Source organism: Ureibacillus sp. GCM10028918 (assembly GCF_042666115.1).
GTDB lineage: Bacteria > Bacillota > Bacilli > Bacillales_A > Planococcaceae > Ureibacillus.
The window spans coordinates 253,091-273,604 of the sequence record NZ_JBHTFK010000002.1 but is presented as its reverse complement, the minus strand read 5'-3'; the positions used below and the strand labels follow the sequence as shown (position 1 = coordinate 273,604).

Sequence of the window (20,514 nt, the reverse complement as noted above, 5' to 3'; positions counted from 1 at the left end):
GGAGAAAACACCCTTTTTACGTCTTAAAAAGGGACAAGGTTCATATATTGATTGATAAGTGGACGAACATTGCTAAAAAAGATTGGAGCGAAAATGTAGTGGAAATATTGTCTGGTGAATTTCTATCTGCCTTAATCACTATAATTTTTATCGATTTAATTCTTGCTGGTGATAATGCTTTACTGATCGGTCTAGTTGCAAAAAATTTGCCGAAGAGTCAGCAAAAGTCCGTTATTTTTTGGGGAACTTTTTGTGCCATTTTAGTTCGTATTCTACTAACACTAGTTGCTGTTAAACTACTTCAGTATGACGGTCTCCTATTAGTAGGCGGTATTTTACTATTGTATATTTCGTACAAACTTCTACTGACAGAAGAAGACCTTAATGTGAAACCTAGCAAAAAGAACTTTTGGGGTGCAATCGGCACAATTCTATTAGCAGATGTATTAATGGGTGTTGATAATATTATCGCTGTAGCTGGTGCGGCACATGGCAGTATCCTGCTCGTCATCATCGGTCTCATCGTCTCCATTCCAATTGTTGTTTGGGGCAGTGCATTTGTAACAAAATTAATGGAAAAATTCCCGTTCATTATCGTATTAGGGTCCGCACTATTAACATGGACAGCATCGAAAATGATTGTAAAGGACAGCTATATCTCCCCTTTTTTCACAACCCAAGAAGCTATATATCGATTTGAGTTAATTGTCGTAAGTGTCGTTATGATCATTGGTTTATCAGTAAAATACTTAGTAAAACGTAGAGAAGTCGCCCCGAACTAGGGACGACTTCTTCTAGTATTGATAGCTCTTTTTCGTTAAGAGAATAATTATTATGGCCGGAACAGTGACAACAATCATTCCTAAAAAAGCCAGGCCAGGTTCTATTTTATATAGGAATCCTCCAAACAAGGTCAGAACAGCCGCACTTAAACTTGTTGCTAAGGCAGAATATAATCCTTGTGCATTGGATAATTGCTGTTTTGGCAAATTACGTGTTATGTATTGAACAAATGCATAATGGGACATCGCAAATGCAAGTGCATGCAAGACTTGCGATAATATAAACAGCCACACATTTGGAAATGCGAAAATCATCACCCATCTTAAAGTGGAACCAGAACCTGCAAGAAGCAACAATGAAGAAGTTTTCCATTTAGAAAAAAGATGATCGACCTTCAAAAAGAATAAAATTTCAAATAGTACTGCAACGTTCAGAATCATCCCGATATAAAAAGTATTTACTTCCAAATATTTCTGTAAATACAAATAGCTATAATTGTAATATGAGGCAAGCGATCCCTGCAGCAGGATAATAATTACCATCACAACCGGGAAACCTTTTATTTTCCACAAGCTTCCCATCGAAAATTTTTGTGAGCGGTCTTCTACTGACGGTTTCATGCTTAATACTTCTGGAGCTGGCATCGCTTGCAAACCTAACATAATGACTAAATAGCCAATCATACACCATAAGATTACATTCTCGCCTAAGTATCCAATAATAATACTAAGGATAAAAACAGAAATTACAAAACTGATTGATCCATAGGAACGACTTTTTCCGTAGTGGACATTCCCTTTCTGTACAAGCGTGGATGCACTGCTTTCTATAGCAGGTAATAACGAAGGATAAAATAAACTAAATATCATCGTTACAATGAACAACGGGACAAAGTTATTAAAAGGGATATACAGAATTGCAGAAATCAATGCACTTATTACTAAAAATTGCGTTAATTTTTTATCGCTTAAATATTTCGAAGCCAATGGGAAAACAAACATCGTCGAGATGGCTCGTGCTACTAAACCAAAGCCCATAATGAGACTTACTTGTGATACCGATAATCCTTTTGCTTCACTCAGCCAACCTGACCAATACTGCAAATATACGCCCCAGGTAAAGAAGAAGATAAAGAAATTTTGGGACAACCAACGTTGATCGTTCATAATTGCAATTCAACCTCCAATATAATTTGAATCATAGCATATTTCATATTTGAAAAAATAGATAAAAATGTAAAAAGCCGCTATAAGCTTTTGACTTATAGCGACTACTTTAATTTTAAGAATATCTTGATATTACTTGTTTTAACTGTTCTCCCAATGTATGTAAATCTTGTTGAGTTACAGTCATTTTAACGTGTGTTTCATCATTATCTAACGCTTCGGCTAAAAATCCTCCGAAGCCTCTTGCTTTTCGATCGACTTGCATTAGTAATTCTGCTTGGCTTTGAGATTGAGAAAGGAAGACAATTTCCAACTCATCTAGTCGACCCCTAAAAGCACCACTCGTTGGTACAAATTCGAATTCCTGAATAAATGGGTAATTGCTTCTATATTTGTATGATGCTTGTTGGCATTCTACTTGACGCAAATTAAACCCTAATTGTTGTACTTCGTCCAGTACCCTAGATGCAATTTTTGATGGTCGTATATCAATGTAATCCTTATCTCCTGAATCCACGCCACTTTGAATATCTAATTCAGTAGCAACCCACACTTTTGTTTTTCCTATTGTAATCGGAACATCCAGTGGGATGGCAAATGAAAATGGAATGGTTTTTGTTTCGTTCGCATTAATAAGAAATGGATCACTAACTTTAAACTTCTGAATCGGTGCATTAGCAGTATACTTATTGTCATCAACTTCTTTAATGTAAGTTGTATATAAAGTTAAATAGATGGCATTAATCTGTTGTTCAACCTTTCCTCCATAAATCTCAACTTCACCCTTTATTTGTTCACCTGCTTCATAAGAGGAATTTTCTAATTTTGTATCAACCTTCGCAGAACCAATCCCAATACTAGCTCCTAATTTTTTAAAAAAAGCCATTTAAAGCACTCCCATCAAATTGTATTCTCTTCTTTTTACGCTATATTCTTATAAAAGTTTCAATTTTAAGGATACATTTTCTTTAAAAATACGATTGATTTTTTGATTAGCTCTTTTAATACTTCTTCGTCAACGTCTGCTAGTTTATTTATATACACACAAGCCTTTCCGGACGTATGTTTTCCAAAACTTTCGAGTAGTTTTTCCCTTTCTGTATCACCTGTAGCAAAATATAAACTAATTTTAGCTTTTCTTGGAGAAAATCCTACAAGTGGTGCATCCCCTTCATGTCCTGTCTCATACTTATAATGATAAGAACCAAATCCGATAATACTTGGTCCCCACAATTTTGCTTCAAAACCCGACGTTTCTTCGAAAATTCTCAGTAGTTTATATGCATCTTCTCTTTTTTTCGAGCTTTCCACCGTTTCTATAAATTCAACGACACTTTGATCTGTTTCTTTCGTTTTTTGTTCGTATTTAGCCATAGTGATCTCCTTCTTCGTTTCAATTATTCATCTTCTCTATTATTATCTTGATACATATATTGTGAACTTCATTCAATTTAAAGATTGATCAATAATGCTTTCGATATTTGATGCATTATTCCCTCTCGCAAAAAAGAGAACTTACAAAATAAGTTCTCTCAGACTTTTGACCAACACTTTCATCGGTGTGTTGGTTACCTCGCTCATCCCCTCATGAACATTTGTTCCATCTGGGTCAATGCTTCGGCGGACCGCCTTATCACCTTAAAAATCGTGTAGACAAAGTCGAATAATTGACTTTGTCTACACGTTTTATTTGTTAGTAGATTCTCTATGCTCTAGAATTGATATTTAACCTTTAGAGTTGCTTCCACCGAAATCATACCCTGTTCAATAGGTGTCTCCAAATTGCTTTGAGCAGCGGCAACGGATTTATATAATATCGGGCCGCCTGTAGTTTCTTCAGTAATCTCTATTGGAACTGGCATATAAGTAAGCCTTAGTGACGAGGCGATCGCATTTGCTTTTTCATTGGCATTTTGAAGGGCTAATTGTAATGCCTTTTGATAATAGGCTGCATCGTTCTCTAGTTTAAACTCCAATTGGGTAATGCGGTTTGCACCGTTTTGTATTGCTGTATCAATAACAATACCTACTTCATTTAGTTCATGAACCTCGACATTGATCGCGTTTGTTACCTCGTAACCCCTAAATACTTGTCTTCCCTCTATATAATCATAACCTGGAAAAACATTGAAAAATGCGGTTTGAATATCGTTTCTGTCAATATTCAAGGCTAATAAAGATTGAATGACCTGATTCATTTTAAGCGCATTTTCTCTTTGTGCTTCACTTAAATCTTTCGATTGCGTAATTACTTCTACTTGTAATGTTGCATAATCCGGTTTCACTTCAAATTTACTATTGCCTTCTACAGTGATGACACGAATTTTGTGAGATGGGTGTTGATTTCCACCAATATAATCCACAAATATCACCTTCCCTTTTTCCATAAAACTACTATATGCTAGGAAAGTATGATATTTGCATTCTTTTTTGGCTGGTTAATTCAAGGGAAGCTGCCAAGAAACCCAGTACGCTTCTTGAACCTAGCGAAAACTTGAGTTAGCTTTATTATTTTAGACTCTCCTGCTCATTTTCTAAAAAGTCATAGGGTGATACACCATTCATCCCTACCAACGGGTGGATATACGGTGCAGTTTCTGTATTTAATACCGGGGCCAGCACTTCGCCTTTTACATAAAATCCTTCCTGTTGCTCTTCTACTTCCTGTGGTTCAATACCTGAATTTGATTCTTCTGTTGGTTCCGCCTGGGCCTCTTTTTCTTCATCAATCAACATTGGATTTAATCTAGCTTTTAAGCTCGTTAGGCGCAATAAATCATCTGTTTTGGAAAGTCCAGCAGTAAAAACATCCGGTTCGCCGCAAAGAATTAAAAAGTTTTTCGCTCGTGTGATCCCTGTGTATAGAAGGTTGCGTCGAAGCATCTTTGAATACCCTCGGACAATCGGCATAATAACCGTTGGGAATTCACTTCCCTGCGACTTATGAATTGAACAACAATAGGCAAGTGTAATTTGATTTAAATCTCCCCGCTGGTAGGTAACCTCATTGCCATCATAAGAAACAACAAGTAAATCCTGCTTCTCAATATTTTCCTTCGCTCGAATAATTGCAATAACCTCGCCCATATCACCATTGAAAATATTACTTTCAGGTTGATTGACAAGCTGCAAGACTTTATCCCCAATTCGATAGGTTACATCACCAAAGACAAACTCTTTTCTCTTCCCGTCATCATTAGGGTTTACTAGCTCCTGAATCCTTTTATTCAGCATATCGATTCCAGCTGGACCTTTATACATAGGAGCCAGCACTTGAATATCGCGTATCGATTGCCCCTTTGATACCGCACTTTTGACAACCTGAGTCACTACGCTTGCAATTTGATCGGCTGAAGCTTTAATGAAGGAACGATCACTCGTTTTGTTTTCAACTGAATGAGGAATATTTCCTTTTTTGATTTGGTGGGCTAATTCGATAATTGTTGAACCTTCAGCTTGACGGTAAACATCCGTTAATTCAACAGTCGGTACTTTTTGGGATGCCAACAAATCCTTTAATACTTGGCCTGGTCCAACTGGAGGCAATTGATCTTGGTCTCCTACAAAAACGACTTGTACGCCTTCACTTATACTTTTAAGCAGCTGATGAGCAAGCCATGTATCGACCATCGACATCTCATCAATAATAATGAGCCGCCCTTCGATTTCCCGTTCTGTCTCTTCTTCTTTTTCTTGACCATTAAATCCAAGTAATCGATGGATCGTCATTGCAGGAAGCTCGGTAGATTCAGCTAATCTTTTTGCTGCTCTTCCGGTAGGTGCCGCTAAAACAATTGGGAACGGCTCTTCTTTTTGTGCATATTCCTTTGGATTTAGAGACAACCCATGGAGCTCTGCATACACTTCAACGAAACCACGAATCACTGTCGTTTTTCCTGTACCTGGACCGCCAGTTAGAATCATGAGTGAAGAATTTAGTGCACACTCAATAGCCTTTGCTTGTGTTTCGGCGTATGAAACATCTAATCGCTCTTCAACTTCTCCAATAGCCTTTCGAATTTCATCTTTTGAAAATCGTTGTTTTGCATTTTGATTTAAAAGCTCTAATATTTTTGAGGCAATCCCAACTTCACTATAGTAAAGAGAAGGCAAATAAAGTCGTGTCTCTTCTCCGCAAATTTTACTTTCCTCTCTCATTTCAATGATTGCTTTTGAAATATTCTCATAAGGAATTTCCTGCGGTTGCCGTTGTTCCAGCATCGATTTTACTTCCGGCAAAACATGCTCTGCGTCCAGATAAACATGTCCATCCGAAAGGGACGCATTTGTTAGCACATGCAAAACTGCTGCTTTTATGCGGTCCGGATGTGCTCCAGTTATTCCCAACTTACTGCCAAGTTCATCAGCTCTTCCAAAGCCGACGCCCTCTACATCTTCTATTAGTCGAAATGGATTTTCAGTGAGGAGTGTAATCGTTTCTTCACGATAAGTTTGATAGATTTTCATCCCTAATTGTGGACCAAAACCCCATTCATTTAGCTTGATCATGACTTTTTCAAGACCAAGATTTTGTTCCAGTGTCTGGCGAATATTCGCTTTCTTCTCTTCATTCAACCGCGGAACACTGTCTAGAGCATAGGGATCCTCCATAATTATACGAATCGCATCTACGCCTAATTTCTCAACGATCATTTCTGCCGTTTTCCGACCAATTCCTGAAAACAAATCACTTGATAAATAATGAATGATGCCTTGTTCTGTAGCTGGTACCTCTTTTACGAATGTATCCACTTGAAATTGTTGTCCATACTTTGGATGAGTTTTTAGGGTACCTGTAAATCGATACAATTCTTCTTCGTTTAATTTTGGAAAATAGCCTACTACGATAATCTCCTTGTCGTCATATTGTAAATTTGTTTCTTGTATTTTTACTCGAACAATTGAATACATATTTGTCGCATTATGAAAAATGGACACAATTGGACGGCCAAGAATAAACAATTTATTCACTTCAAATAAATTCAGATTTTCTGCCATCCTTACTACCCCTTCTCTTGCCATAATACTTTTGATTTTACCATATGAACGAATAACTGTCTTATAATGAAAAAAGATAGCGCGCCTCGATTTTTTATATACAGAATGCTATGATAATTATGAAGATATTTGTATTTAAATACACAGTGGAAATCAGAAAGGATTTGTGAAGAAGAGTGGAATTAAGACCTTGTATTGATTTGCATGATGGGAAAGTTAAACAAATTGTCGGCAGCACATTAGGCCATCAAGACAAATTCGTAGTTGAGAACTTTATATCAGATAAAGATGCAGCCTATTATGCAGAAATGTTTAAAAAAGACGGTTTAACCGGCGGACATGTCATTATGCTCGGCGCAGGTAACGAGGATGCAGCATTTCTCGCATTACAAACTTATCCAGACGGTTTACAAATCGGGGGTGGAATAACTTCTGAAAATGCGAAAAAATATATTGATGCCGGTGCAACTCACATAATTGTTACTTCTTTTATTTTTCATGACGGAAAATTAGATATGGAAAGACTAGAAAAGCTTGTGCAAGAAGTAGGAAAAGAACATATCGTCATCGATTTAAGCTGCAGAAAACGAGATGGTAAATGGTTTGTTGTAACAGATAAATGGACAAAGTTTAGTGATTTTGAAGTAAACGAAGCATCTATTTCTGACATTGAACAATATTGTGATGAGTTACTGATTCATGCAGTAGATGTTGAAGGAAAACGAAGTGGTATGCAAGAAGAGCTTGTCCAAGATTTAGCACTTTGGACAACTATTCCAACTACATATGCAGGTGGCGTAAGTTCACTAGAGGACCTAGAAAAATTCAGAGACCTTACGAAAGGTAGACTTCATGTTACAATTGGAAGTTCCCTAGATATTTTCGGAGGAGATTTAAGTTATCGCGAAGTTGTTGAGTTTTGCAAAAAGAAATAACCGTTAATACTTGTTTTAATAAAAAAAGGAGAATAACAATACGTTTTTCTCCTTCTAATACCCAATAAATTATTCATCTGACAACCGCTTTACAAATTTAGAAAACCTATTTTCACTAATAATCAATAGACAAGGGAAATAGTATGAGCAGTTTTTAATTTTATTCCCTCAATAAACCTGAAGAAACTAAATTTCTTCCATTAGTATCCTTTTTCATAGTGAAATCACTCTATAAATTTTGTAAAGTAAAAAACTTGCCGACCCACAATGGGCCGACAAGTTAATTAAATCTCTGACTAATCATATCGTAAATATATTTTGCTTGATCGAAGTTTGAATCAAGTGTGTATGCTTCCTTTAAATGTTGCCTTGCTCGCTCTGTTTCTTCTGTTGAAACTGCATATAGGACACCTAGGTTATAATGTGCATCTGCATTTTTAGGATCATTTTCCAGAACAAATTCAAGCTCGCCTTTGGCCACATCGAACATTTCTAATGTACAAAGCAAAATCCCGAACGATAAACGAATCTGTAGGTCATCCGGTGCAAGTTCAGCGGCTCTTTGCATGTATGGTAGAGCCAACTTTACTTTTTCATCACGTTCGAAGGATTTAGCCAACATATAATAAGCATCTGCCCCTTGAATTCCATGCTCGATTGCTTTTTGATAGAGCTTTGCTGCTTCAATATAACGTTCTGCATTGTAGTATAGATTCGCTAATCCATAGTAAGCAGTGGCTGTAGTTTCATCAATTGTAATAGCTTTTTGAAAAAATCGTTCTGCTCGTTCATTATCGTTCATTGATGCTAACAAATTCCCGAAATTCACATAGCCAATGGCATCATTAGGATTATTTTCAATCGCTTCTGTAAATGCCTTTGCCGCATCTTCATATCTTTTTTCTTGGAATGCACGTATTCCTATTTCATTATAATCCATTTTTTCACCTCTACACTTGGAGCTTATCATAGTTTTTTGAATCGATAAGCCATATGCAAAATTTGGACCGTTCCTTGTTTCCTGTAATTGAAAGCAGTCCTAACTCACTTTTTAATTTTAGCCAACATAGGTTAATTTCTCACTATTTTTGAATACTTCATCTATCGTTCCGCCACCTAAGCATTCCTCTCCATCGTATAGAACAACAGCTTGTCCAGGTGTGATGGCACGAACAGGTGCTTCAAAAGTAATAAGGGCCGTTCCATCTTCTAAAAGCTCTACCTCGACAGGTGTATCCTCTTGTCGATAACGGAATTTAGCAGTACAGCTGAATTTAGAAGGTTTTTCCTCGTTAGATGTAAAAGCCATTTTGACTGCTTTTAAAGAAGTGGAATATAATGCATCATGGTGGAAGCCTTGTTCAACATATAATACATTTCGTTCCAGGTCTTTTCCAACTACAAACCATGGATCTCCGTCTCCACCAATTCCTAAGCCATGGCGTTGACCAATTGTATAATACATTAAACCGTCATGTGTACCCATTACTCGTCCATCAAAAGTCTCCATTTCCCCTGGCTGTGCTGGTAGATATTGACTTAAGAACTCTTTGAAGTTACGCTCTCCGATAAAACAAATTCCAGTTGAGTCTTTTTTCTTTGCCGTCGCAAGACCTGCTTCTTCAGCAATTTTGCGAACCTCTGGCTTTGCAATATCGCCAATTGGGAACAGGACATGCTTTAATTGGTCTTGTGATAACTGATTCAGGAAATAGGTTTGGTCTTTATTATTATCAACACCGCGCAACATTGCCACCTCACCGTCACGTTCTTCCACACGTGCATAGTGACCAGTAGCTAAATAGTCGGCTCCCAGTTTCATGGCATGATCAAGAAATGCTTTAAATTTGATTTCTTTATTACACATAACATCCGGGTTAGGTGTGCGACCTGCTTTATATTCTTCGAGGAAATAAGTAAATACTTTATCCCAATATTGTTTTTCAAAGTTCACTGCATAATAAGGGATGCCGATTTGATTACATACTTTAATTACATCATCATAATCTTCTGTAGCTGTACATACACCAAATTCGTCTGTATCATCCCAGTTTTTCATAAATATTCCGATGACGTCATAGCCTTGTTTTTTTAGTAAGTAGGCTGCAACTGACGAATCGACCCCACCAGACATACCGACAACAACACGGATTTGTGATGGGTCTCTTGTTTCTACCATTGTCGTTCACCTTTTCTCTATTAATTCGCAAGCCTTTTGACAATTTTTGCCGTGCGCAAGGCTGCTTCTTTTATCAAATCTTCCGTGTTTCCTAACCCAAAACTAAAACGAATCGAGTTACGAAGCTCCTCACGATCCGTTCCAAACATTGCTACAAGCACATGGGACGGATCAATTGAACCAGCTGTACAAGCTGAGCCACTTGAAGCATAGACACCTGACATATCCAAGTTTACTAAGAATGATTCTACATCCATTCCTTTAAAGCTAAGATTTAAAACATGTGGTAATGTGTGCTCGGCATTGCCATTTATTTTGTAATCAATCTTTTCGTTATCCAGTACAGTTACGAAAATACTTCGAAACTGTTCATATTGTGCTTGCTTGGTCTCCATTTCGTTTTGCGCTATTTCAACCGCCTTGGCAAAACCAACTGCAGCTGGAACATTTTCAGTGCCTGCTCTTCTTTTCTTCTCTTGAGAACCACCTACAAATGTTGCACTTAAAGATGTTCCTGTTCTTTGATATAAAAAGCCGATACCTTTTGGACCATTTAATTTATGACTAGAGACACTTAATAAATCGACGTGAAGCTCATCTACATTTAACTTTTCTAAACCAAATGCCTGTACTGCATCTGTATGAAAAACCGCTTGATGGTTCTTCAAGATCTCCCCAATTTCAGAAATTGGTTGAACAGTACCTACTTCATTATTCCCATACATAATCGTTACAAGAATTGTGTCTTCTCGTAGTGCTTTTTCGAAGGATTCCAAGGAAATACGCCCACTTTTATCCACTGGTAAATAAGTGACCTCGTATCCTTCTTTTTCAAGCTTTTCACATGTATTTAATACGGCATGATGTTCTATTTGAGTCGTAATAATATGTTTCCCTTTCGATTTCAGGGCATTTATTACGCCAAAAATCGCTGTATTATCTGCTTCTGTTCCACCGCTCGTGATGATAATTTCCGTATCTTTTGCACCAATCGCACGAGCTAACTTAGTGCGGGCATCATCTAAAACCTTTCGCGCCTGTCTACCCGCACTATGAATACTGGAAGGATTGCCGAAAGTGTGCTCAAAAGCTTCAGTCATCACTGCAATCACCTCAGGATGGATCGGTGAAGTTGCGGCATGGTCTAGATAGATTGTTTCCATAGTAAATCAAAAGCTCCTTTAAAAACTGTATGAATAGTTAATAGTATATAAAAAGTTCAGTTACACGTTAACTCTATGATTAAATATAGAACATGTAGCCATCTACATCGGTTTCGTCAGTATAATTAGCTAAATCTTCAATTGATGTTGTATCAAGTACATTTTTAACTGCATCACGAATTCTCATCCATAATTGCTGTTGCGGTACTTCTTCATTTTCAATTCCTTCGACTGGTTGAATTGGTCCTTCCAATACTTTAATAACATCGGCAGCTGAGATTTTGCTAGGAGGCAACGCCAACAGATATCCACCATATGCACCACGGACACTTTTGACTAAGCCAGCAATCCGCAGTGGAGAAACAAGTTGCTCTAAATAGGCTTCGGATAATTCTTTTTCCGCAGCAATCTGACGCAATGGAATCGGCCCGTCTCCATAATGTTTTGCTAATTCAATCATAATCGTTAATCCGTATCTACCCTTTGTAGAAATTTTCATTATAACACCTCTATTTTTCTTGTCCATTCTTTAGCTCAAGTATATCATAAATCCTTTAATTCCACTTGGAAAAGCACTAATATAGAAGGAGAGAACATACGATTGGAGGCTAAAGACATGCACAATGAACCATTAGCATACCGGATGCGCCCGCGAAACTTAAACGAGGTAATCGGGCAACAACATATAATCGGAAAAGATACAGCACTGTATAAAATGATCCATAATGGTCATGTCCCTTCAATGCTTCTATATGGAGAACCTGGAATTGGGAAAACATCCATTGCCTATGCAATTGCGGGTAGCTCCAAACTCCCCTTTTTCGCCTTGAATGCAACACATGCCGGAAAAAAAGACGTGGAACAAATTGTTTCGGAAGCGAGAATTGCAGGGAAAGTCTTATTATTTTTAGATGAAATTCATCGTTTCAATAAATTGCAGCAGGACACTCTATTACCACATGTGGAAAACGGGTCAATTGTATTAATAGGAGCAACGACAGAAAACCCTTTCCATGATGTAAATCCAGCGATTCGTTCGCGTTGTGGAGAAATACTTCAGCTCAAACGGCACACTTTGGAAGATATTGCACAATTAGTGTCCACTGCCCTAACTGAAGCTGAGCGTGGGCTCGGCAAAGAAAGCATCAAGATTAGCGACGAGCAGATTAACAAGATCGCCCTTGCGGCAAATGGAGATGCAAGAAAAGGTTTGACATTATTGGAATCTATCTTTTATGCTTCCGATGAAATTGATGGACAAGCAATCGTTGAAGACCATATAATTGAACACCTGTCTAAAAGAATCGGAGTCTATGGAGACAAGGGTGGTTCACACTTTTATAATCTATTGTCTGCACTCCAAAAATCTGTGCGGGGCAGTGACACTAATGCTGCTATTTATTATTTGGCACATTTGCTTGAAAACGGAGATTTAATTGCGGTTTGTAGAAGATTGCTCGTTATGGCATATGAAGATGTGGGACTGGCTAATCCAGCGGTGGGTGCCCATGTGTATGCAGCTACTGAATCAGCCAAAACTTTAGGTTTGCCGGAAGCACGAATTCCCTTAGCCAATGCAGTAATCGAAATGTGCTTATCTCCTAAATCAAATTCGGCATACTCTGCCCTAGATGCTGCAACTGCTGCAATTCATGAAGGAAAAACCGGGGAAATCCCGCCACACCTTCGCGATGCTCATTATGCAGGAGCACAAGTGTTGGGCCATGTTGGGTATCAATATCCTCATGACTTTCCAATAGGAACCTTTGGAGGCTGGGTCAATCAAGAATACTTACCTGAAAAACTTGCAAATGAAGAATTTTATAAGCCTGTTTTAGCAGGCGAAGAAAAAAGAATGGCTGGCATCTATGATAAATTAAAAACCTTTAAAAGTAAGAACTAAAGAAAGGAGTTGTCCCTAGCCTTAGGACAACTCCTTTAAATAATGATTGAAAAATTCACAGCATCAACTACGAAAAACTTTCAAAAAAGGTTGTGATTTGACTTTACAAACTCCCTTTTAATAATTGTGTATCAAAACAAGTCAGTTCATTTATTGGAGCCTTTTTCCTCGATGTTTTGAGGAAATTCCTTTTCAAGCAATTCAAAAAATGTTGGAATCCTTTGAAATTTTTTAGTCTTTAATCCCTCCAAAATTTTAAGTATAATTTCATTTTCTAAATCGTCACGATTTTTGGGATCAGTTTGATTTAATTCCTTTTTAATTTTTGGCTTCAGAAGCTCTATCAACTCTAAAGGAGAAATATACTCTTTAATGGGGATCACTCCTTGTTTTTTGTTAAATTCATTTCAATTCGTAAAGCTTGAATCGATTGTTCAAGAACTTCAATCTTTTTTTCGAACCTCAGCAATAGGTAAATTGAAATGACAATCGGAAAACCATTGTTACTAATTAGGTTAATGAGTTGTTCATCAAGCATTTATCAATCGCCTCACTTTCGCCAAAGCTTTATTTTTGGATTTTGATATTGCTTGTTGTGTCACATTTAACTTTTTACTGATCTCTGTATCAGATATATTACTAACATAGGACAGATATAATATTTGCTGTTGTCTTTTATTTAATGATTGAATGGCTTTATACAAGATAGGATGTTGAATATATTGCTCTAAATCATGATTCATCCATTCGTGAATTTGTATAGACGCAGACTCATCTACAATCATTTCCTTTAACGTACTAATACAGTCATTTTTATTTCCATTACTACCAGAACTATCAAGAGTTAATACGTACCGTTTTTCATATTTTCGACTTTCCATATCAAAATGACGAGCCGTGAAATATATTATTTTAGAAAAATATGCAATTGCCCGAATTCGAATATAAAATTGTATAAATCGTTCATCAATCAATTTCCTTAACCATTCATTTGGCGTACTGCAATATTGGTGATAAAGCTCCAAATGTTCATGTTCCTCTAAAAACGTTTTTAATAACGGGTTCTTAAATTGAGTATCCACCATTTTCATACCCCCTTAAAAGAACATTTGTTTCATTATAGTAATAATCACAAATCCCCAAAAGAGTAAATATACCAAATTACTGAAAATTTTTTTAATAAAAAATCCTATACTTTCGACTAATTTTTTAAAAAAGTACTCGTATTATACTGTAAAACTAAGGGCTTAGGGAATTAGTTAGTTAAAACATTTGAAAACTGCCTTCTTTTGTCATCATTTAGATTCCATTTGTATCAAGTTAGCATCTATGTATTATATAAAGGACAATCTTACTTTCAAATAACAACCTTTTTGTCACGATATACTTCAAAATGAGGAATATGGATTATGTAAAAAAAAGGCAAAATCGCAGTGATGCGATTCTACCTTTTGATTAATTTATTTTAACAATAGATTCTTAGCTTTCGAAAATGTATCGAAGCAATCAACTATACTGCTATTTCGCTCTAAATTTAACTTCTCGAATTCCTGTTGCTTTCCTTGTATATTCGAGATTTCTTCAAAGCTTGCGGCAATTTCTTGTAAATATGCTATATGATTTTCTTTATTAACATCTGGAATACAATTAGCAGCTAGCGTCAATAACTCCAAAACTCGTTCTTTGACCACTTCTTGATTCGTTTCTTTCAAATGATAAAACGAAATCGTATGAAAATAGATTAACTTGTATGATACATTTAAAAATAAAACGGCTGTTGTATTTTCCTTAGGCTTGTCCCCATTTGCCTCCATGTAGCTATCATAGTAAGCGGTAACATTTTCTAGTAGTGAATCTAATTTAGAATAAGCTACTTCCCATTTTTGAGATGTATCGATGTAATTAAATACAATCTCGTCTAATTGCTCTTTCAGCTGAAGCAAGTCCTTCAAAGGCACTTTTGTCGACATATATAAATCCCTCCCCTTAGCTACCTTAAAAAAAGGTAACATTACTATAACAAGATTGGAGGGAAAACATTTCGGAATTTAAAAAATGACCAAAATAATGCGATATAAATGTAAAAAAGTCTCTTTTTTGAAGATAATTTCACTTCTATATTCAGAATCTTTTAACGCAAGATTTCTCGAATTAAATTATATAAGAAAAACAAAATCATTTATAAGACTCTCATAACATATTTGTTATATAAATGATGTATTTCGTTTAGATCTTCATCTATACACTCTTCTTTCGAAATCTCGATAATGTCCACCCCATAATATTTTATGATGGATTTTTTTGATCCGTAAAACAACCATGTCTTTTCACTTATCCATTGTTCTACTGTTTGACTTGCTGATTCAAAGAATTGCTTTTCATATAATACGTTTGCCATTCTATAAAAACCATCACTCATTACATACTTTTTTAAAGAGAAGCTATATTCAGGCTCAACTACATCATTTGTATCATAGATATGGAATGCATTATGTACAGGATCTAGGGCGACTTCCACAGTACTAATTTCATCTATTATATTCAAACCTCTATATTCAAACTCAAAGACTCCATTCATGTCCTTCCTCCTTTCAAGCAGTTTGTATCCTCTTTTCTTCCTTTAAAATTAGTTTAGCTTTCTATCTATTATTATAGTGACAAAAGCGAGAAATTCATGTATAAATTAATCAAATATACTTATTTTTCTACATATCGAATTAGGACTAAAAGGGGGGGCGAATCATGAATATGGATCAAATAAAAAAAGATGGCCTATTAGAAAAAAATACAATTTTGATGCTTGTATACGGGATTGCTGCATTACTGGGAGGCATCGCTCAATTTGTCATTGGACGTCCGATAGGAGTTGCCTTCTCCGTTTTGCTGCCTGTGATTTTTATTTTCATCTATTTTTTATTCCAACGAAGGTGGGAAATACTCCGTTCAGCTTTTCCCTATCTGACTATAATAGCAGTAGTGCTTACTGTCTACGGAACCATCATTACTAATAAAGTTACATTAGCCACAATTGTATTAAGCTTCTTCGCTTTAATTATTGGTAGTATTCACAATCAATATAAAGTGTTTGTACTTGGTTACATGGGATCACTTTTATGCTTGATCTTAAACTTCGCATTAGATACAGATGGATTTGCCGTTGATCCTGCAAACGTTTTCGTGGTGCATACATTAATGGCTTTAGCTGTATTTCTTCAAGTTCGCCAAAATAAAAAAATGTTCCAAAATATTGAAGGATTAATTATTGAAGCAAATGAAAAAGCTATCTACGAACAAAATTTGCACAACCATTTAGACAAAGCTGTTCAAAAAATCACATCCAAACTAGAAACTATTACAAAAAGTATGGCGAGTGCATCACTTGCACAAAACAATATGATCTCTTCCATCCAGGAAGTTAGTTCAGGCTCTCAACGTCAAGCTAGTCATGTTTTTGAAATTGTTCATAGCACAGAAGCAACTACTGAAGAAATATCAAAGATTCAAGACCAATTGAGTATCATTGTTGGTAATGCAGAAATCGCAAGCAAAAGTGCCATTACAGGAGCAAATGCAATGAACGAGTTATCAAATGAAATCGATTCATTCAAAGCCTTCTTTACCCAATTAAATGAGACGTTCCATATTCTTTCGAAAAAGATAAATGAAACAAATCAATTTGCTTTAGCGATTCAAGGAATTACAAACCAAACAAATTTACTGGCGCTTAATGCATCTATAGAAGCTGCACGTGCCGGTGAACACGGAAAAGGTTTTGCAGTCGTAGCCGATGAAATCCGAAAATTAGCAGGTACGACTGATCAAACACTCATTAAAATTGATCAAAATCTATCTGAGGTAAATGCTTATAACCAGGACGCTTTAATAAAACTTGAAGACGGCTTACAGCATATCACAAATCAAATCGGGAAGGCCGAACGATCAAATAAAACATTTACTGAGTTATTTGAGTCCATGGACTCTCTAAAGATTGACCTAAACCAATTTGTAAACGCTGTGGATATGATTGGAAAGAATAGTAAAGCTATTCAAGAAACGACAACAGATTTTGCAGCAATCATAGAAGAATCAACTGCTGCGGTAGACCAGCTAAGCTCTATACTGACTTCAGTAAATCATGAACAGCAACAGGTTTCTGAACATATAGAAGAAACGTATCAGGAAACATTAACTATTCGCCAATAAAGAAAGGAGGTGTCATTGCAGGCGACACCTCCTTCAACTTATTCATTGACTCTTGTGATTTTTACATCTTTTAAAATTTGGTTGATTACCCAGCTTGCAGCAATTAGCCCTGCAACAGAAGGTACAAATGCATTTGATGAAGGAGGCATTTTGGCTTTTCGAATTTGGGCATTTGGATTTCCTACTTCCTCCACTACATCAGGACGAACTACTATAGGTGATTCATCTGAAAAGACCACCATAACTCCTTTTGTGATTCCCTCTTTACGAAGCTTTGTACGAATTACTTTTGCTAATGGGTCTGTATGTGTTTTAGAAATATCCGCAATTTGGAATTTAGTTGGATCCATTTTGTTCGCAGCACCCATACTGGAAATAATCGGGATCTCTCTTTTTAGACATTCTTTCATTAAATGGATTTTATACATGACCGTATCAGATGCATCAATAACAAAATCGATATCTTGGGCGAAGAAACCTTCATATGTTTCTTCAGTGTAGAACATATGCATATCGATTACTTCACACTCAGGATTTATATCAGCAATGCGTTCTTTCATAACAGCTGATTTTGACTTCCCAACTGTTGAAAGATAAGCTACTAATTGACGATTAACATTTGTAATATCTACATTATCCTTGTCCACTAGAATAATACGTCCGACACCACTGCGAGCACATGCTTCTGCCGCAAAGGACCCAACTCCGCCGACGCCTAAAATAGCTACTGTCGTATTTTTTAATAGCTCAAGTCCTTCGCTTCCAATCGCTAGTTCATTTCTTGAAAACTGATGTAACATAATTGTATGCCTCTCAATCTATATTATACTACTCGGAATTATAACATAAGGAACCCTTACTGTAAATTTGAATCCAAATCGAAGAAAGTATACCTTTGGAAAAATTAAAAACCCTCCTACACTTGCAGGAGAGTTTTGGCATGACGAATCCCAAATATGCCGTTAGCATGGAAAGCATCGTTTTGAACCCGCTTATTCACAGGTGGGTACTCTCTTTACTTCTTTAAACTTCCCTCGTCCATTGCAGGGCTTGTTCGCCAAAGCAAAATATGAATTCCCAACGATTTATTGTTCGGTCAAAACAGTAATATAAGCTTCACAAACACTTTAGGATTCGTGTTAAATCTATAATAACATTAATTATCTGAATTTTCAATATGTATATATAAAAATATTAAATTTTTTTCTTTATAAACAGAATCCAATAGCGAATAGTAGATTTGTCTCATTTTAAAGTTTAAGTATTTGATGATGAGTTCTAGTTAAAGTTGAAATTTCAATATTTTAGTAAAATTATAACGCCCGCCCACTTACCTTAAAAACCAGCAAAAAATAACGCAAACAGCTGGAAACTTTAAACAGCCATTTGCGTTACCCTATATAAATGAAATTAGTCTTCTTTTTTCTTTCTAACAGCTAAGCTTAATTCTTGTAATTGTGCATCCGATACTTCGCTTGGAGCGGAAGTGAGTAAACAGCTTGCTGTGGCTGTTTTCGGGAATGCAATTGTGTCACGCAGGTTTGTGCGGCCTGCAAGCAGCATTACAAAACGATCTAATCCAAATGCAAGTCCTCCGTGTGGCGGAACCCCATAATCAAACGCTTCTAATAAGAATCCGAATTGTTCTTTCGCTTCTTCTTGTGTGAAACCTAATAATTTGAACATCTTTTCTTGTAAATCGCGTTCGTAAATACGTAAAGATCCCCCGCCTAATTCGTAACCATTTAATACGATATCGTAAGCTTGCGCTCGTACTTCTGCTGGATTTGTTTCCATTTTATCGATATCTTCTTCAAACGGGCGCGTAAATGGATGGTGGGCAGCTGTGTAGCGGCCTGCTTCTGCATCGTACTCAAGCAATGGCCAATCCGTAATCCATAGGAAAGCATAAACAGATTCATCTATTAATTGCAGTTCTTTCCCTAATTTATTACGTAAAGCACCTAAGCTCGCTGCAACAACATCTGATGAGTCCGCTACGAACAACAATAAGTCTCCGCTTTCTGCATTTGTTGCTTTGATTAAGTTCTCAGCAACCTCACCTTCAAAGAATTTCGCGATTGGGCCGTTTAATCCTTCCTCGGTTACTTTTAACCAAGCTAAACCTTTTGCACCATAAATCTTAACAAACTCAGTTAATGCATCGATATCTTTACGTGAATATTTGTCTGCATTCCCTTTTACATTGATTGCTTTCACTTCTCCACCAGTCTCAACAGCCTGCGCAAATACTTTAAATGCAGAATCACGGACTATCTCTGAAAGCTGGGCAAGTTCAAGGCCAAAGCGAACGTCAGGTTTATCTGAACCATAGCGATCCATTGCTTCTTTATAAGACATACGCTGGAATGGAAGCTGCACGTCAACACCCTTAGCTTCCTTCATAACCGTTTGGATTAAACGCTCGTTCATGCCAATAATTTCTTCCATCGACATAAATGAAGTTTCGATATCAACTTGCGTAAATTCTGGTTGACGGTCTGCACGTAAATCTTCATCACGGAAGCAACGAGCAATCTGGAAGTACTTCTCAAATCCTGAAACCATTAATAATTGCTTAAATAATTGCGGAGATTGCGGTAGTGCATAAAATTCGCCTTCATGTACACGAGATGGTACTAAATAGTCACGTGCACCTTCTGGCGTTGATTTAGTTAAAATTGGCGTCTCTACTTCCAAGAAACCTTCGTTTTGCAAAAAGTTGCGAATTGAACGTGTAATATCTGAGCGCAATTTGAATGTATCGAACATTACTGGACGACGTAAGTCTAAATAGCGATATTTCAAACGAATATCTTCAGATACTTCAACTTTATCATCAATTGCAAAAGGTGGTGTTTTTGCTTCATTGATAATGTTGATGGAAGTGGCAATCACTTCAATTTTCCCCGATTTGATGTTCGGATTGAATTGACTTTCATCACGAAGAACGACTGTCCCTTCAATTTCCACTACATACTCGTTACGAATTTTCTCTGCAATTGCTAATGCGTCTTTTGCTTCGTCTCCAAATACGACTTGCACGATTCCGCTACGGTCACGTACATCTACGAAGATTAGCCCACCCAAGTCACGGCGTTTTTGTACCCATCCTTTTAAAACTACCTTTTCATCTTGCTGTTCTTCACTTAATTGCGCACATGCATGTGTTCTCTGAGCCATT

19 protein-coding genes and 1 other RNA gene are annotated in these 20,514 nt (G+C 36.7%); 4 read left to right on the top strand and 16 right to left on the bottom strand.

The genetic code is table 11. From position 1 onward, the window contains the following. Positions 1 to 98 precede the first annotated feature (98 nt). The gene (locus ACFQU5_RS01255; RefSeq protein ID WP_390283906.1) at positions 99 to 782 is read left to right on the top strand and encodes a TerC family protein; all 684 of its coding nucleotides are present in this window, start codon (positions 99 to 101) and stop codon (positions 780 to 782) included. Positions 783 to 794: 12 nt separating this feature from the next. Here the strand turns inward: ACFQU5_RS01255 and ACFQU5_RS01250 are convergent, their stop codons facing one another. The 5 genes from ACFQU5_RS01250 to recD2 form a co-directional block, all read right to left on the bottom strand. After that, positions 795 to 1,949, bottom strand: coding sequence for an MFS transporter (locus tag ACFQU5_RS01250; RefSeq protein ID WP_390283904.1), 1,155 nt, complete (start codon positions 1,947 to 1,949; stop codon positions 795 to 797). 115 nt (positions 1,950 to 2,064) lie between these two features. Then, positions 2,065 to 2,835 (bottom strand): sporulation protein, encoded by a 771-nt coding sequence (locus tag ACFQU5_RS01245; protein WP_390283902.1) that lies wholly within the window; start codon positions 2,833 to 2,835, stop codon positions 2,065 to 2,067. Positions 2,836 to 2,900: 65 nt separating this feature from the next. Further along, positions 2,901 to 3,323: a DUF1801 domain-containing protein gene (locus ACFQU5_RS01240; RefSeq protein WP_390283900.1), complete on the bottom strand. Its 423-nt coding sequence runs from the start codon at positions 3,321 to 3,323 to the stop codon at positions 2,901 to 2,903. A 338-nt stretch (positions 3,324 to 3,661) separates the two neighbouring features. Then, positions 3,662 to 4,312: an SIMPL domain-containing protein gene (locus tag ACFQU5_RS01235; protein WP_390283898.1), complete on the bottom strand. Its 651-nt coding sequence runs from the start codon at positions 4,310 to 4,312 to the stop codon at positions 3,662 to 3,664. Positions 4,313 to 4,457: 145 nt separating this feature from the next. After that, positions 4,458 to 6,947: an SF1B family DNA helicase RecD2 gene (gene recD2, locus ACFQU5_RS01230; RefSeq protein ID WP_390283896.1), complete on the bottom strand. Its 2,490-nt coding sequence runs from the start codon at positions 6,945 to 6,947 to the stop codon at positions 4,458 to 4,460. Between the two features lie 176 nt (positions 6,948 to 7,123). Here recD2 and hisA point away from each other — a divergent pair, with 176 nt between their 5' ends. Further along, the gene (gene hisA, locus ACFQU5_RS01225) at positions 7,124 to 7,882 is read left to right on the top strand and encodes a phosphoribosylformimino-5-aminoimidazole carboxamide ribotide isomerase (protein WP_390283894.1); all 759 of its coding nucleotides are present in this window, start codon (positions 7,124 to 7,126) and stop codon (positions 7,880 to 7,882) included. A gap of 280 nt (positions 7,883 to 8,162) precedes the next feature. Here the strand turns inward: hisA and ACFQU5_RS01220 are convergent, their stop codons facing one another. The 4 genes from ACFQU5_RS01220 to cymR all read right to left on the bottom strand — a co-directional run bounded on the left by ACFQU5_RS01220 (position 8,163) and on the right by cymR (position 11,723). Further along, positions 8,163 to 8,822, bottom strand: coding sequence for a tetratricopeptide repeat protein (locus ACFQU5_RS01220; RefSeq protein ID WP_390283892.1), 660 nt, complete (start codon positions 8,820 to 8,822; stop codon positions 8,163 to 8,165). Positions 8,823 to 8,939: 117 nt separating this feature from the next. Beyond that, positions 8,940 to 10,061, bottom strand: coding sequence for a tRNA 2-thiouridine(34) synthase MnmA (gene mnmA / locus ACFQU5_RS01215; RefSeq protein ID WP_390283890.1), 1,122 nt, complete (start codon positions 10,059 to 10,061; stop codon positions 8,940 to 8,942). A gap of 20 nt (positions 10,062 to 10,081) precedes the next feature. Beyond that, a complete protein-coding gene (locus ACFQU5_RS01210) occupies positions 10,082 to 11,224 on the bottom strand; it encodes a cysteine desulfurase family protein (protein WP_390283888.1) in 1,143 nt (380 codons plus the stop codon). Between the two features lie 79 nt (positions 11,225 to 11,303). Continuing rightward, on the bottom strand, positions 11,304 to 11,723 hold the full coding sequence (gene cymR / locus ACFQU5_RS01205; protein ID WP_390283886.1) for a cysteine metabolism transcriptional regulator CymR: 420 nt from the start codon (positions 11,721 to 11,723) through the stop codon (positions 11,304 to 11,306). Positions 11,724 to 11,840: 117 nt separating this feature from the next. Between cymR and ACFQU5_RS01200 the strand changes: the two genes are divergently transcribed. Then, complete coding sequence (locus ACFQU5_RS01200) at positions 11,841 to 13,127, top strand: replication-associated recombination protein A (protein ID WP_390283884.1); 1,287 nt, start codon at positions 11,841 to 11,843, stop codon at positions 13,125 to 13,127. 379 nt (positions 13,128 to 13,506) lie between these two features. On the opposite strand, the gene ACFQU5_RS01195 is transcribed toward ACFQU5_RS01200, so the two are convergent. The 4 genes from ACFQU5_RS01195 to ACFQU5_RS01180 all read right to left on the bottom strand — a co-directional run bounded on the left by ACFQU5_RS01195 (position 13,507) and on the right by ACFQU5_RS01180 (position 15,705). Continuing rightward, the gene (locus ACFQU5_RS01195; RefSeq protein WP_390283882.1) at positions 13,507 to 13,665 is read right to left on the bottom strand and encodes a YvrJ family protein; all 159 of its coding nucleotides are present in this window, start codon (positions 13,663 to 13,665) and stop codon (positions 13,507 to 13,509) included. Beyond that, positions 13,658 to 14,212 (bottom strand): sigma-70 family RNA polymerase sigma factor, encoded by a 555-nt coding sequence (locus ACFQU5_RS01190; protein WP_390283880.1) that lies wholly within the window; start codon positions 14,210 to 14,212, stop codon positions 13,658 to 13,660. Before ACFQU5_RS01190 ends, ACFQU5_RS01195 begins: the two co-directional genes overlap by 8 nt. A gap of 375 nt (positions 14,213 to 14,587) precedes the next feature. Then, complete coding sequence (locus ACFQU5_RS01185) at positions 14,588 to 15,097, bottom strand: hypothetical protein (protein ID WP_390283878.1); 510 nt, start codon at positions 15,095 to 15,097, stop codon at positions 14,588 to 14,590. A gap of 209 nt (positions 15,098 to 15,306) precedes the next feature. Continuing rightward, on the bottom strand, positions 15,307 to 15,705 hold the full coding sequence (locus tag ACFQU5_RS01180; protein ID WP_390283876.1) for an aminopeptidase: 399 nt from the start codon (positions 15,703 to 15,705) through the stop codon (positions 15,307 to 15,309). A 164-nt stretch (positions 15,706 to 15,869) separates the two neighbouring features. Here ACFQU5_RS01180 and ACFQU5_RS01175 point away from each other — a divergent pair, with 164 nt between their 5' ends. Further along, positions 15,870 to 17,330, top strand: coding sequence for a methyl-accepting chemotaxis protein (locus ACFQU5_RS01175; protein WP_390283874.1), 1,461 nt, complete (start codon positions 15,870 to 15,872; stop codon positions 17,328 to 17,330). A gap of 38 nt (positions 17,331 to 17,368) precedes the next feature. On the opposite strand, the gene ACFQU5_RS01170 is transcribed toward ACFQU5_RS01175, so the two are convergent. From ACFQU5_RS01170 to aspS, 3 genes are all read right to left on the bottom strand, one after another. Further along, on the bottom strand, positions 17,369 to 18,130 hold the full coding sequence (locus ACFQU5_RS01170) for a tRNA threonylcarbamoyladenosine dehydratase (RefSeq protein WP_390283872.1): 762 nt from the start codon (positions 18,128 to 18,130) through the stop codon (positions 17,369 to 17,371). Between the two features lie 143 nt (positions 18,131 to 18,273). Continuing rightward, a non-coding RNA gene (ssrS, locus tag ACFQU5_RS01165) (6S RNA) lies at positions 18,274 to 18,467 on the bottom strand. 273 nt (positions 18,468 to 18,740) lie between these two features. Then, complete coding sequence (aspS, locus tag ACFQU5_RS01160) at positions 18,741 to 20,513, bottom strand: aspartate--tRNA ligase (RefSeq protein WP_390283870.1); 1,773 nt, start codon at positions 20,511 to 20,513, stop codon at positions 18,741 to 18,743. Between the last annotated feature and the right edge of the window lies 1 nt (position 20,514).

Excerpts from the sequence above, each read along its gene's own strand:
- ACFQU5_RS01245 (WP_390283902.1), bottom strand. The coding sequence starts at position 2,835 with ATGGCTTTTTTTAAAAAATTAGGAGCTAGTATTGGGATTGGTTCTGCG.
- ACFQU5_RS01240 (WP_390283900.1), bottom strand. The coding sequence starts at position 3,323 with ATGGCTAAATACGAACAAAAAACGAAAGAAACAGATCAAAGTGTCGTT.
- aspS (WP_390283870.1), bottom strand. The coding sequence starts at position 20,513 with ATGGCTCAGAGAACACATGCATGTGCGCAATTAAGTGAAGAACAGCAA.
- mnmA (WP_390283890.1), bottom strand. The coding sequence starts at position 10,061 with ATGGTAGAAACAAGAGACCCATCACAAATCCGTGTTGTTGTCGGTATG.
- ACFQU5_RS01210 (WP_390283888.1), bottom strand. The coding sequence starts at position 11,224 with ATGGAAACAATCTATCTAGACCATGCCGCAACTTCACCGATCCATCCT.
- ACFQU5_RS01220 (WP_390283892.1), bottom strand. The coding sequence starts at position 8,822 with ATGGATTATAATGAAATAGGAATACGTGCATTCCAAGAAAAAAGATAT.
- ACFQU5_RS01170 (WP_390283872.1), bottom strand. The coding sequence starts at position 18,130 with ATGTTACATCAGTTTTCAAGAAATGAACTAGCGATTGGAAGCGAAGGA.
- ACFQU5_RS01180 (WP_390283876.1), bottom strand. The coding sequence starts at position 15,705 with ATGAATGGAGTCTTTGAGTTTGAATATAGAGGTTTGAATATAATAGAT.
- ACFQU5_RS01195 (WP_390283882.1), bottom strand. The coding sequence starts at position 13,665 with ATGCTTGATGAACAACTCATTAACCTAATTAGTAACAATGGTTTTCCG.
- ACFQU5_RS01175 (WP_390283874.1), top strand. The coding sequence starts at position 15,870 with ATGAATATGGATCAAATAAAAAAAGATGGCCTATTAGAAAAAAATACA.
- ACFQU5_RS01185 (WP_390283878.1), bottom strand. The coding sequence starts at position 15,097 with ATGTCGACAAAAGTGCCTTTGAAGGACTTGCTTCAGCTGAAAGAGCAA.
- ACFQU5_RS01250 (WP_390283904.1), bottom strand. The coding sequence starts at position 1,949 with ATGAACGATCAACGTTGGTTGTCCCAAAATTTCTTTATCTTCTTCTTT.
- recD2 (WP_390283896.1), bottom strand. The coding sequence starts at position 6,947 with ATGGCAGAAAATCTGAATTTATTTGAAGTGAATAAATTGTTTATTCTT.
- ACFQU5_RS01200 (WP_390283884.1), top strand. The coding sequence starts at position 11,841 with ATGCACAATGAACCATTAGCATACCGGATGCGCCCGCGAAACTTAAAC.
- ACFQU5_RS01190 (WP_390283880.1), bottom strand. The coding sequence starts at position 14,212 with ATGGTGGATACTCAATTTAAGAACCCGTTATTAAAAACGTTTTTAGAG.
- cymR (WP_390283886.1), bottom strand. The coding sequence starts at position 11,723 with ATGAAAATTTCTACAAAGGGTAGATACGGATTAACGATTATGATTGAA.